Origin of the sequence: Flavobacterium sp. ENC (genome assembly GCF_020991415.1) — a bacterium.
Taxonomy (GTDB): Bacteria; Bacteroidota; Bacteroidia; order Flavobacteriales; family Flavobacteriaceae; genus Flavobacterium.
Window position 1 is genome coordinate 331180 of sequence record NZ_JAJMOY010000004.1, and the last position, 13869, is coordinate 345048.

10 protein-coding genes are annotated in these 13869 nt (G+C 36.3%); 9 read left to right on the forward strand and 1 reads right to left on the reverse strand.

Going from position 1 to position 13869, the window contains the following annotated elements:
• Positions 1 to 39 precede the first annotated feature (39 nt).
• The 8 genes from LPB89_RS12930 (at position 40) to LPB89_RS12965 (ending at position 10650) form a co-directional block, all read left to right on the forward strand.
• Positions 40 to 2145, forward strand: coding sequence for a LysM peptidoglycan-binding domain-containing protein (locus tag LPB89_RS12930; protein WP_230702198.1), 2106 nt, complete (start codon positions 40 to 42; stop codon positions 2143 to 2145).
• Positions 2145 to 2546, forward strand: a complete 402-nt coding sequence (locus LPB89_RS12935; RefSeq protein WP_230702199.1) for an OsmC family protein — start codon at positions 2145 to 2147, stop codon at positions 2544 to 2546. The genes LPB89_RS12930 and LPB89_RS12935 overlap by 1 nt, the downstream gene beginning before the upstream one ends.
• A gap of 407 nt (positions 2547 to 2953) precedes the next feature.
• Complete coding sequence (gene nagB / locus LPB89_RS12940; protein WP_230702200.1) at positions 2954 to 4882, forward strand: glucosamine-6-phosphate deaminase; 1929 nt, start codon at positions 2954 to 2956, stop codon at positions 4880 to 4882.
• Between the two features lie 193 nt (positions 4883 to 5075).
• Positions 5076 to 5306, forward strand: a complete 231-nt coding sequence (locus LPB89_RS12945; RefSeq protein WP_127337046.1) for a DUF3820 family protein — start codon at positions 5076 to 5078, stop codon at positions 5304 to 5306.
• Positions 5307 to 5546: 240 nt separating this feature from the next.
• Positions 5547 to 7163 (forward strand): CTP synthase, encoded by a 1617-nt coding sequence (locus LPB89_RS12950; RefSeq protein WP_127337053.1) that lies wholly within the window; start codon positions 5547 to 5549, stop codon positions 7161 to 7163.
• Between the two features lie 76 nt (positions 7164 to 7239).
• Positions 7240 to 9144: a membrane protein insertase YidC gene (yidC, locus tag LPB89_RS12955; protein WP_230702201.1), complete on the forward strand. Its 1905-nt coding sequence runs from the start codon at positions 7240 to 7242 to the stop codon at positions 9142 to 9144.
• Between the two features lie 94 nt (positions 9145 to 9238).
• The gene (locus LPB89_RS12960) at positions 9239 to 9958 is read left to right on the forward strand and encodes a toxin-antitoxin system YwqK family antitoxin (RefSeq protein ID WP_230702374.1); all 720 of its coding nucleotides are present in this window, start codon (positions 9239 to 9241) and stop codon (positions 9956 to 9958) included.
• A 134-nt stretch (positions 9959 to 10092) separates the two neighbouring features.
• Positions 10093 to 10650: a DUF4956 domain-containing protein gene (locus LPB89_RS12965; protein ID WP_230702202.1), complete on the forward strand. Its 558-nt coding sequence runs from the start codon at positions 10093 to 10095 to the stop codon at positions 10648 to 10650.
• Here LPB89_RS12965 and LPB89_RS12970 read toward each other — a convergent pair whose 3' ends face one another.
• Positions 10651 to 12528 carry a PEP/pyruvate-binding domain-containing protein gene (locus LPB89_RS12970; protein ID WP_230702203.1) on the reverse strand — a complete coding sequence of 626 codons (1878 nt, stop codon included), beginning with the start codon at positions 12526 to 12528 and terminating at the stop codon, positions 10651 to 10653.
• A gap of 144 nt (positions 12529 to 12672) precedes the next feature.
• On the opposite strand from LPB89_RS12970, the gene mnmA reads away from it, so the two are divergent.
• A complete protein-coding gene (mnmA, locus tag LPB89_RS12975; RefSeq protein WP_230702204.1) occupies positions 12673 to 13860 on the forward strand; it encodes a tRNA 2-thiouridine(34) synthase MnmA in 1188 nt (395 codons plus the stop codon).
• Positions 13861 to 13869 lie beyond the last annotated feature (9 nt).

Consider the following 13869-nt stretch of genomic DNA (forward strand, 5'->3'; position numbering starts at 1 on the left):
TTGTTTTTTGAAATAAATTAAATTGTTTTAAGCCCTATTATGAAATATTATTTTACATTATTCTCTCTTGTTTTTTTAGTTACCTGTTCTGCTTTTTCACAGGAAAAAGTGGTGAAGTATAAGGTTTCAAGTGGAGAAACGATCAATGAGATCGCTCAGAAATTTAAGGTAACGCCTTACGATATTTACAAATTAAACCCGGATGCGCGTACCGGAATTGCACCCAATACCGTTTTACTGGTTCCGACTAAAGCTGGTAAACCGGATTCAGGTAAAACAGAAGCTGTAGCGGTAAAAGCAAACACATCAGGAAAAACAACGACACACGAAGTGCAGCCAAAAGAAACACTTTTTGGAATAGAGAAAAAATATGGCATTTCTGATGATGCATTAAAAGCTGCAAATCCATTTTTGGTGACAAATGGTTTACAAATTGGTCAGACACTTACCATTCCATCCAAAGGTGCTGCCGTAAAAGCAGGTGTAGCGGCAACTGGTAAAACGGCTAAAACTGGTCCGGAAAAGTACGTTTATCACGATGTTTTACCAAAAGAAACCAAATATTCAATTGCAAAAGAATATAAAACGACAGTTGAAGATTTAGAAAAACGCAATCCTGAAATTGTCTCGAATTTGCCTGTAGGCTATCGCGTAACCATTAAAGGAACGGCTCCAAAAACCGATACAAATGCAGCTGTAGCTTCAAATACATCGAAACCTGCAGAGACTAAAAAGGCAGATGAAGCTGTAAAAAAAGGTACTACCTATATGGATTACCAGGTAAAACCAAAAGAAACTTTGTACAGTTTATCCAGAACGTTTCAGTTAACACAGGCCGAATTAACAGAATTAAATCCGTCACTTGCTGAAGGTGTAAAAGAAGGAATGGTTTTGAAAGTTCCGTCCGGATTCCTGGCACCTGCTCCTATTATCGCGCAGCAGCAGCCGCAACAGGTAGAAAAAACCGTTGAAAAACCAATCGACAATTCAGCTTCAGGAGGGATTAAAATTCTTGAAAAAGTAAAATCAGAAACCGTTTCAGCAGATCCTGAAGTAGTGGAACTGACAAAAGTAAGAGGACAAAACGAGCGTAAAAAACTAGCTTTATTACTTCCTTTTAACCTGGCAAAAATGCAGTCGGATACCATGAGTTCTGCCAATCGAATTAAAAATGATAAGTTTCTGAACATGACGCTTGATTTTTATTCAGGGGCCATGATGGCGATCGACTCAGCGAAAGTTTTGAAATTACCCATTGATGTCAGCATTTTTGATTCGCAGGAAACAAAAAGCTCCTCCAATGTTTCTGCTTTAATTTCTCAGAATAAATTACAGGGAGCGAATGCCGTTATAGGGCCATTTTATCAAAGTAATGCGGAAAGCACGGCGAATTCATTGCGTTTATACAATATACCTGTGATCTCTCCATTGTCAAAAGATACAGCGAACCCAATTGATAATTTATACCAGTCCATTCCAACTAATGATGTGGTCAGAAGTGCTGTTTTTGATTATATGCGATCTAAAAACGGAAACATCGTTGCTGTTGTAGACAAGAAAAAAGAATCGGTAATCAGTTATATCAAACAAAACCAAAAAGGAGTTGTTTTTGCGGCTTTATCAGAAACAGGAGGTTTGGATGTTGCCAGTTTAAAAAGCCTTTTACTGCCCAACAGAATGAATTATGTGGTGATGGAAACCGGTAATACTGCCATGGTTAAGACCACTATAAAAGCGTTACTGGATGTTCAAAAAACATGTCAGGTGCAGCTGGTAATTTTAGAACCGAACAGTACGCTGGATACAGATGAAATTAGTTTTGAGAGTCTGGTGAAACTGAAATTAATGTACCCTTCGGTGACCCGCGAAAGCGACGATCCGGCAGTTTTGATCTTTGAAAAAGAATACAGACTTAAAAATAAAGTAAATCCAAATACGTATGCGACCCGTGGTTTTGATGTCACTTTCGACACAATGATGCGTCTGGTACAGGGAAAAACATATCAGGAAACCACAGATTTACTGACAACAGAACAGGTTGACAATAAATTTCAATATTACAAAAAAGAAGATGGCGGACATGCCAATAAAGGAGTGTACATCTTATATTACGATTCAGACTTAACTTTAAAAGTAGCCAATTAATGACATCAAAAGTAACCTATTTAGGGGATTTAAGAACCAAATCAGTTCATGTGCAGTCAGGAAGTGAAATCATCTCTGATGCACCATTAGACAATAACGGAAAAGGAGAGGCATTTTCTCCAACAGATACTGTAGCCAATGCTTTAGCAAGCTGTATGATGACCATTATGGGAATCAAAGCCCGTGATATGGAAATCAGCCTTAACGACTCAACTGCCGAAGTAACGAAAATAATGAATGCCGAACCAAGACGAATTGGTGCAATTGAAATTATTTTTGAAATGAAAGGTACTGAAGATGAAAAAAGCAGAGCCATCCTGGAACGTGCTGCGATGACCTGTCCGGTTTTTTTGAGTCTTAATACAGATATCGAAAAGAAAATTACTTTCAACTGGAAGTAATGCTTTGAAATAATACAGAAAGCCGTCAATATTCTTGACGGCTTTTTTTTTGCACGGAAGAATTAACAAAATATTCATACCTAATTTTGGTCAGGAAAAATATAATGTAGTATCTTTGTTTTGCAAAAAAAATGCATTTTAATGCAAAAATAACGCAATTTATTGAGGCTGAAATGAGATTCTGTTTTCAATATTTATTTTGGATTTTTTTATAAGAGATAAAAGAAGTACTCCAAATTCTGCTTCCAATCAATAATTTTAAATTTTACTGAATTGCTTTATAAAGATTTTATCTTTGTATAATTCTGATTGCTATTTTTTTAGCGATGTATTGATGTGAGATTTTGCCAGTGAAAAATAAAATTTTTATTTGAAAATTATAATTAGAAAAGTAAAAAAACTATATCATGTTAAAAAGTAAAATAGACAAAGCGACAGGTTTTGAAAAACGATTTGAAAATATCAATACGGTTGTTTTCGAAAATTCCAATGAAGCTTCTAAAGCTGTTGCCCAGGAAATTGCAACTTTAATTCAATCCAAACAAAAAAGTGGTGAACCTTGTATTTTGGGCCTTGCTACCGGATCCTCTCCAAAAGGATTGTACGCTGAACTGGTTCGTCTGCATAAGGAAGAAGGATTGAGTTTTAAAAACGTAATCAGTTTCAATCTGGATGAATACTATCCGATGGAACCTAACTCCATCAATAGTTATGTTCGTTTTATGAAAGAATTGTTGTTTGACCACGTCGATATTTTACCTGAAAATGCCCATGTTCCGGACGGACTTCTAACCAAAGAACAAATTGCCGATTATTGCCATGATTATGAAGCTAAAATTGAAGCCTTAGGCGGAATCGATTTGCAGATTCTGGGAATTGGAGGAAACGGGCATATTGGTTTTAACGAATCCGGTTCATTACAAAACTCTAAAACACGTCTGGTAGCTTTAGATCACATTACAAGAGTTGCCGCAAGTAAAGATTTCTTCGGATTAAGCAATACGCCTAGAACAGCCATCACACTTGGAGTAAAGAAAATCATGGAAGCCAAAAGAGTGATTTTACTCGCCTGGGGAGAAGGAAAAGCAAATGTGGTAAAAAGATCCGTAGAAGATGAAGTAACGAACAGGGTACCCGCATCCTTTTTGCAGGAACATGACAATGCCGTTTTTATTTTAGATAAAGAGGCCTCTTCAAAACTTACCAGAATTAACAAACCGTGGCTGGTAGAGAAAGTGATATGGACCGATAAGTTAACCCGTAAAGCCGTTTTAGGATTGGCACTTCAGCTTAAAAAACCAATCTTAATGCTTACCGATGCCGATTATATTGAACACGGAATGAGTGATTTACTGGCAGATTCAGGTCCTGCTTATGATATCAACATTAAAATATTCAACAAACTACAAAATACCATTACAGGCTGGCCAGGCGGAAAACCAAACGCTGATGATTCCAACCGTCCGGAAAGAGCAGAGCCGGCCAGAAAACGTGTACTGATTTTCAGTCCGCATCCTGATGATGATATCATTAGTATGGGAGGAACTTTCATGCGTCTGCAGGAACAGGGACATGAAGTGCATGTAGCCTACCAAACCTCCGGAAATATTGCTGTTGCTGACGATGAAGCCTTACGTTTTGCAAGATTCGTGATTGACTACAATGAGAAATTCGGCATCAAAAGCGCTGAAGCCGATACAATCTACCAAAAAGCACAAACTTTTCTGGAGAATAAAAAGAACAGCGAAATAGACATTCCGGAAGTACGTTACATCAAAGGACTCATCAGAAAAGGCGAGGCGAGAGCCACAAGTCATTTTGTAGGTTTGACAGACGATCAGATTCATTTTATGGAACTTCCGTTTTACGAAACCGGAACAATCGAGAAAAAACCAATCGGCCCGGAAGATATTCAGCTGACAATCGATTTAATTGAAAAAATCAAACCGCACCAAATCTACGCGGCCGGAGATTTAGCGGATCCGCACGGAACCCATAAAGTATGTCTGGATGCTATTTTTGAAGCTGTCAAAGCCTTAAAACCAAAACCTTTTATGGACGGCTGCTGGTTGTGGCTGTACCGTGGAGCATGGCAGGAATGGGGCATTGACGAAGTCGAAATGGCAGTACCCATGAGTCCTGATCAGGTGCTGGCAAAACGCCACGGAATCTTCAAACACCAGTCACAAAAAGACGGCGTTGTTTTTCAGGGAACAGACGCCAGGGAATTCTGGCAAAGAGCCGAAGACCGAAATGCAGAAACAGCAGCCCTATATCAGGAATTAGGTTTAGCGACCTATGCGGCTATGGAAGCTTTCGTGAGATGGCATTATTAGGTATTAGTTTATAGTCTCAGTCTCAGTTTACAGTCGCAGTGATCAGTTGGCTCTTCCTGTAACTGAGACTGCGACTGAAAACTATTTTAAAACTGGCAAAAAATAAAAAATAATAATAGCTTTGTACCAACAAGAAGCAAGAAAGGGAATCAATCTGTATTCTCTTCTCTTGCTTCTTTTTTCTTTAAAAAAAATGGAACAAGACAGTAAACTTCTCATAAAATTAGCCCATACCAAAATGCCTTTCGGGAAATATGAAGGCCGTTTCTTAATCGATTTACCCGAATATTATGTCGTTTGGTATCAGAATAAAGGATTTCCAAAAGGAGAGCTGGGCCAGCAACTACAACTGATCTACGAGCTAAAACTAAACGGTTTGGAAGAATTAATCCGAAATATTAAGAAAAGATACCCGAAACCATAGAAATAAAATAGGTATTATTTTTATTGGAAAAGTAATGATAATAATGTGAAATTCCAGAAACAAATAAACAGATTAATTAAAAATTAGGCCGTTTAAAATCTAAAATTACGGATTACGGAAACAAGTAATCGATCTGTTTATAAATTTGCAAATTATCTCATTCTGTAATTGATAAATTGTCCAATTAAATTTGTACTTTTGCCAAGTTTTTTACACAACTACAATACAAACAACAACAGAATGAATCAGACAAAATATATTTTTGTTACAGGCGGTGTGACTTCTTCTTTAGGAAAAGGAATTATCGCAGCATCTTTAGCAAAATTGTTACAAGGAAGAGGGTATCGTACAACTATTCAAAAATTTGATCCGTATATAAATGTAGATCCGGGTACGTTAAATCCATATGAGCATGGAGAATGTTATGTAACTGATGATGGTGCTGAAACTGATTTAGATTTAGGTCATTACGAACGTTTTCTTAACGTTCCTACTTCTCAGGCCAATAACGTTACTACAGGAAGAGTTTATCTTTCCGTTATTGAAAAAGAAAGAAGAGGGGAATTTTTAGGAAAAACAGTTCAGGTTGTTCCTCATATTACAAATGAGATCAAAGACAGAATGCAATTGTTGGGTAAATCCGGCGATTATGATATTGTGATTACTGAAATTGGCGGAACGGTTGGTGATATCGAATCTTTACCTTATATAGAGTCTGTTCGTCAGCTGGTTTGGGAATTGGGAGAAAACAACGGAATTGTTATTCATTTAACATTAGTTCCATTTTTGGCTGCTGCGGGTGAGTTAAAAACAAAGCCAACACAGCACTCTGTAAAAACATTGATGGAAAGCGGTATCAAAGCTGATATTCTGGTTTGCAGAACAGAGCATGAACTTTCAGATGAATTGCGTAATAAACTAGCCTTATTCTGTAACGTAAAAAGAGAAGCGGTAATTCAGTCTATTGATGCTTCAACGATATATGAAGTTCCTAATTTAATGCTTGAAGAAGGATTAGATGTGGTAGCTTTGAAAAAATTAGATCTGCCTAAAAAAGCAGCACCGGATTTAAAAAACTGGAATACTTTTTTACGCCGTTTAAAAAATCCAAAACATACCGTAAATATTGGTTTGATCGGGAAATATGTTGAAATGCAGGATTGTTACAAATCCATATTGGAAGCATTTATTCATGCCGGAGCTTCAAATGAAACAAAAGTAAATGTAATTTCGATACATTCAGAACATATTAATATCGATAATGTAGCCGAAAAATTAGGAACTCTTGACGGAGTTTTAGTAGCTCCTGGTTTTGGAGAAAGAGGTATTGAAGGAAAAATTGAAGCAGTTCGTTTTGCACGTGAAAATAATATTCCGTTTTTCGGAATTTGTTTAGGAATGCAAATGTCTGTTATCGAATATTCAAGAAATATTTTAGGATACGCAGAAGCGAATTCTACAGAGATGAATGAGAAAACAAAACATCCTGTGGTGAATTTGATGGAAGAACAAAAAACAATTACAGACAAAGGCGGAACAATGCGTCTTGGAGCCTGGAAATGTGATATTAAACCAAATACGCTGGCACATAAAATTTACGGTCAAAAGACCATTTCAGAGCGTCACCGTCACCGTTATGAGTATAATAATAAGTATGCAGACGAATTGCAAAAAGCAGGTCTGATTGCTTCCGGAGTCAATCCTGACACTGGTTTAGTGGAAATCATAGAGCTTGAAAACCATCCGTTTTTCATAGGGGTACAATATCACCCGGAATACAAAAGTACAGTTGCCAATCCACATCCAATTTTCGTAAACTTTGTGGCTGCAGCGGTAAATGCACATAAAAAACAATAATTAATATTCTAAGGGGATGTAACTTTTGAGTAAATCTCAGACCAATATCCTTAAACGAATAACTTTTTTAAATATAATGGAAGAAAAAAAAATTGACCTTAATTCAATCATTGGTTTTGTATTGATATTTGGAATTTTGATTTGGATTATGTACCAAAATCAACCTTCTGATAAAGAGATTGCTGCTGAAAAAGCCAAGAAAGAATTAGTAGCAAAACAAGAAGCTCAGGCTAAAGCAGATAAGACTAAAACAGCAGTTTTGCCAGTGGCAGCAGCAATGCCGGGAGATACAGTTCAGTTAGCGCAATTGCAAAAAACATTAGGTGGTTTTGCTTATTCTGCAACGCTTCCGACTGCAAAAGAAGGTTTTACTACTCTTGAAAATGATAAGATAAAACTTAAAATCGCTAATAAGGGCGGTTATATAGTAGAAGCTACATTGAAAGAATTCAAAAGGTTTGAAAAAAATTCCGGACAATTAGTGGAATTAATCAAAGACAATAACTCTAATTTAAACATTCAGTTACAGACAACAGATAACAGGACTTTAAATTCTAAAGATTTATTCTTTGAGCCAACACTGACTAAAAACGGTAACGACCAAATATTGACAATGCGTCTGAAAGCAGGTGCAAATGAATTTTTAGAATACAAATACGTATTAAAATCAAATGAATATTTAGTTGGTTTTGACATTCGCTCTCAGGGATTGAATAAAGTTTTAAATTCGTCTAAACCATTAGATTTAGTATGGGATTTAAAATCGTTCAGAAATGAGAAAAGTGTTTCCATTGAAAAGCGTTACGCTCAGCTGGAATATGAATACGGAGATGAAAAATACAATTCGGTAAGTCTTGGGGCAGGAAAAGAAGATACTCCTGAAAAAGTGAGTTTTATCGCGTTTAAACAACACTTTTTTACGGCAATTTTGTCTACGGATAAAGCATTTGAAAAATCCAAATTACAATCAGATGATTTAGTAAAAGACGAAAATATTGATACTACTTATATCAAACAATTTAAAGCAACTGTTCCTTTGGCGTTTACAAATGGAGAAGTTGATTATAAAATGAACTGGTATTTCGGACCATCGGATTATAAAATATTAAAATCGTATGATAAAAATTTCCAGAAAATTATTCCACTTGGATGGGGGATTTTCGGCTGGATCAACCAATGGATTTTTATTCCGTTGTTCGGGTTCTTAAGCTCTTTTATTGCTTATGGAATTGCGATTATTATCTTTACGATTATAATCAAACTGGCGATGTCGCCAATTACCTATAAGTCGTTCCTTTCTCAGGCAAAAATGAAAGTTTTGCGTCCTGAAATTACAGAGTTGGGAGAAAAATTCAAAAAAGACCCAATGAAGAAACAGCAGGAAACAATGAAGTTATACAACAAAGCAGGGGTAAACCCAATGGCAGGATGTATCCCGGCATTGATTCAGCTTCCTTTTATGTATGCGTCATTCCAGTTCTTCCCGTCTGCTTTTGAGTTAAGACAGAAGAGTTTCCTTTGGGCAGATGATTTGTCCTCTTTTGATGCAGTAGTAAAATTACCATTTCACATTCCGTTGTATGGAGACCATATCAGTTTGTTTCCGATTTTGGCAGCAATTGCAATTTTCTTCTACATGAAAATGACATCAGGAGATCAGCAGATGGCAGCGCCTCAGCAGGAAGGTATGCCGGATATGGCAAAAATGATGAAAATCATGATTTATGTTTCGCCATTAATGATGTTGATTTTCTTCAACAGTTATGGTGCAGGTTTGAGTTTGTACAACTTTATCTCTAACTTAATTACAATCGGAATTATGTTTGTAATTAAAAATTATATTGTGGATACAGATAAAATTCACGCTCAGATTCAGGAAAACAAATTGAAAGAGCCTAAAAAACAAAGCAAGTTCCAACAACGTCTTCAGGAAGTGATGGAGCAACAAGAAGCAACAAAAGCTCAGAATAAAAAGAAATAAGTTCTTAAAAAAATCTCGATTTATCGGGATTTTTTTATACCTGTGATATACTTTATAAAGTACAATTTCGTTAAAGCTTAAAATTGAATATATGATGATTTTCAAAAAAATAATATTCGGACTGGCACTGTTGAATTCAATCCTGATAAGTGCCCAGGCAGACATCAATAAATTGGATGCCAACGGTAAAAAAGACGGTTTATGGAAAGGAACTTATGAAGTTTCCAAGCGCCCCCGATACGAGGGAACATTCAGCCACGGAACGGAAACCGGAATATTTAAATTTTTTGATGATACCAAAAAAGGAGATGTTGTGGCCACACGCGATTTTACGGCTAACGACGGCAGCGCTTATAATATTTTTTACGATCAGGCTAAAAATAAAGTAAGTGAAGGAAAAGTAATTGGTAAGAATTATGAAGGCGAGTGGAAGTATTATCATAAAGCCTCAAAAGTACTGATGACTACTGAAAATTATAAAAATGGAAAGCTGGAAGGTCTTAGGACTGTGTTTTATCCAAATGCTAAAATAGCGGAAGAGATCACGTATGTAAATGGCCAGAAAGAAGGCGTATATAAAAAATACGGGCAAAACGGAATCATATTGGAAAAGACTACTTATAAGAACAATCAATATAATGGTGATGCTGTTTTCTATGATTCTGACGGCGTAGTAGCTTCTGAAGGAAAATTTCTTAATGGAAAAAAAGCCGGAATTTGGAAGTTCTACTTAAAAGGGAAACTAACCAAAGAGGTAAACATGAGTGATCCGAAAAGCAGTTATAAGGCGGACTCGAAGCCTAAGATGGAATAGATTTAGAGTATTCCGCGATGCTGACTTTTTTTTTGCCACGAATTTCACGAATTCACACTAATTGTAATTCGTGGAAATTCGTGAAATTCGTGGCAAACTTTTTTCTAAATTTGATTCACTAATATTTACTGTAAATGGATTTAAACGAGCTTTCCGGGAGATTTTTGTTGCTGTTTTTTTCAATCCTGATTCTTTACTTTTTTTCGAACAGAAAAGATAATGAAACCATAAATCCTTTGATGGTTATCGTTGGACTATGTACTTTTTCCCTCTGTTATTTGTTTACAAAAATAGAAATAGGAGTAGGAATTGGTTTTGGTCTGTTTGCTATTTTTTCTATTTTACGATTCAGGACACAGTCTTTTACCGTAAATGCTATCATTTTTCTGTTTGCTACGATTACACTTTCTATTCTTGATATTATGTATCCCTATGAAAAAATAGAGGTGCTTTTGTTTTTTCAACTGATTATAATTGGTTTTTATATCATTGCTTCGGTTATAGTAAATAAAAAAGCATCTAAATTTCTAAATAGTGTTGAGTTGAAAATGATGCTGGAAGATGACTTTATTTTAAACCCCGAAAATATTCGCAAATCCATTCAAAATAAAATTAAAATTGAGAATTTCGAATTTAAGATTGTCAATGTCAATACTGTTTCAAACGAAATTGATCTTTTGGTTTTTTATTGACTATTCGTTAAAAGGACGAACTTGTTTGATGTACAAATCCCTGTTTTCTCCAACAATCTTGAATTCAATATCTACGGGATGAAAAAGGTTTTTTCTCCAGTAACGGTACATTTTGGACTCAATTTTTTTGCTGACAATAAAAAGAGTGCTGATTTCTTTTCTCGTCAGTAAGGGTTCGTTCTTATTCAGGTTTGAATTCGAAGTATAATCCACTTCAAAATCGTCAGGGTCGGTTCCGTTATTAAAATGATAGATAACAAACTGTTCGCAGATTTCACCTTTTTCCGGTTTCACAACTGAGTTTTCTCCTTTTTGAACGTTGACTGTGATTCCTGAGAAGTTTTCCCTGAAAATATTTTTGGTGATGATAACGCCATTGGCCAATTCATCAGGGAAAGAACGATGAACCAGTACACCCATGGCAATACTCTCCTGGTCAATTCCAAAAAGTTCTCTTTCCGTGTAGGAAGCCTCATTCCAGGTACTGGCCCAAACTTGTTTAATTGCCTTTTCAAAACTTTTTATAGTGTCGCCCAGAATTCCCGTTTTGGAATCATATAAACCCGCACCATTAAAATCGTCCATATCTTCTGCATTTGTTGAAGATCGGAACCTGAAATTTTTAAAAGAGGCATTTTTAAAAGTCTCGTTCAGTTTTGCTATTAATTCAGGATTGATAGGTTCCTTTTTTATGGCAGCCCGTATTTTTTTCAATTGCTTGTGGATCCAAACAACAGAATCTTTGTGTGGATAAGCCAGAAGCTCCCGAATTAAAGGAGCAGTGGATTTTTTCTGAACATGACTGGTATAAAAGTAAAACGGAATCGCATGGGCATTTTCCGGTGTCTTAAACGGAATTTCTTTTGAAATTGCAATTAGACAGGACAGATTTTGTGCTTTCGAACCAATATAATTCACGCCTTTTTTGGGAATTTTATTCAAATCAACCAAACTGGTGACGCTATTGTCAACAATTAACTTTTTCTTCTTCTTAATAGTCTTTTGCGCTATTTTTTTGGTGGATTCTTTGATGTAAAAGGTGTCTGCTGCAATCTTAAGCTCTACCTTTTTCGAAATCAACCTTTTAATATATGGATCCTTTAGAACAGTGGTATAAGCCATAATTGGGATCTTTCTGTTTTTGCCTAATAAAACCAAATGGCTTAATGGAGTTTGCAGCTCATTTACGATAATTCCCCTGACATTGGGTAAAATATCCGGCGTCCCGTCCAGAATAATAATTTCATCCGGATTGGGAGTAATGCTTTCTAACTCCTTTGTTTTATATTGTTTTAATATTCCGACATTGCTTCCGGAAACGACTTCCTGATAGGTGATTTCATCAAAAATATAATTCGATTTGACGCAGGGGATTTTAAATTTATGCTCCTGGTTCCATTGCAGTTTTTCCGGATTGTTCAGGTAAAATTTCAAATCCTTACCTATAAAAGTAGACTGCACAACCAGATTGTAAAAACGCTCTATCAACAAAACGGGCATGTGGTCTGACGCTGCAAGTTCGAAAACCCATTTCTCCCTTCCTTTAATATGATTGAGATTCCCCAACAAAAAATCCCTGCCTTTTTCAGTGTCACTGTAATTATCGTCATTAAAAACATCCAGCCCTTTAGCATAGCCCAGATAGTCCGTTACAAAATCATAGTGCAGGCGAATCAGACTGCTGTTGAAATAATATATTTTTTGGTTTTTCAGATCATAAATCACTTTTACCGACTCTATATTGGAGAATTTATCGGATAATGGTTTTCCTTTGAATGCCTTATACGCCTGATAACCGGTCAGAGTCGAGGTGTAATTCTGGGCGTTCAGGGAGGTAAAAAGAATCAGGAAAATAATACTGTAAACCTGTTTTGACATAGTGCTTTAGTTGATGGATTAAAAGTAATTAAAAAAAGCAATAAGTTTTATCTACCGCGGGATTATATAAACTAATCAAAACCATCGCAATTATATGGAATTTGGCTTACCTTTGCACCCTTGTAAAAATATAAACGAGTTAAAATGAAACGTGTAGTTGTTGGACTTTCCGGAGGAGTTGATTCTAGTGTTGCCGCTTATTTGCTGCAACAGCAGGGATACGAAGTTATTGGCCTTTTTATGAAAAACTGGCACGATGATTCGGTTACGATTTCGAATGAATGTCCGTGGTTGGAAGATAGTAATGATGCTTTATTAGTAGCTGAAAAACTGGGGATACCGTTTCAGACCGTTGATTTGAGTGAGGAGTACAAAGAAAAAATCGTTGACTATATGTTCAACGAATACGAAAAAGGAAGAACTCCAAATCCGGACGTACTTTGTAATCGCGAAATCAAATTTGATGTTTTTATGAAAATTGCCTTAAGTCTGGGTGCTGATTATGTAGCAACCGGGCATTATTGTCAAAAAAATGAAATCGAAGTCGACGGTAAACCGGTTTACCAGTTAATTGCAGGTGCGGATACTAATAAAGATCAATCCTATTTTCTATGTCAGTTATCGCAGGAACAACTGGCAAAATCATTGTTTCCAATTGGAGCACTGACCAAACCGGAAGTCCGCGAAATTGCTGCCGAAATGGATTTGGTAACTGCTGAAAAGAAAGATTCCCAGGGACTTTGTTTCATTGGAAAAGTACGTTTGCCGGAATTCCTGCAGCAAAAATTACAGCCTAAAGAAGGTAAAATTGTTCAGGTTGATAAAAACGATCCGATTTATACCATAGAAAAACCAGTTGGCCTGTCTCTAGAGGAAGAACTGAAAGCAGAAGCTCAGAAACTAAACTATCTTCCGACAATGGGAAAAGTAGTAGGGAAACATCAGGGAGCCCATTATTTTACCATTGGACAAAGAAAAGGACTGAATGTGGGAGGAACAACAGATCCGTTGTTTATAATTGCGACGAATGTTGAAACGAACACGATTTATACCGGTTTAACCAGCCAGCATCCGGGTTTATTTAAGAAAGCTTTATTTATAGAGAAATCTGAAGTACACTGGATTCGTACTGATCTTGCTTTAAAAGTGGGAGAAAGTATGGAAGTAATGGCCAGAATTCGCTACCGTCAGCCTTTACAAAAAGCAACTTTATATCAATTTGAAGACGGAATGTATATTCGTTTTGACGAACCGCAATCTGCCATAACAGAAGGGCAGTTTGCAGCCTGGTATTTCGATAATGAATTAGTTGGTTCGGGAGTAATTTCTTAGCTTTATACT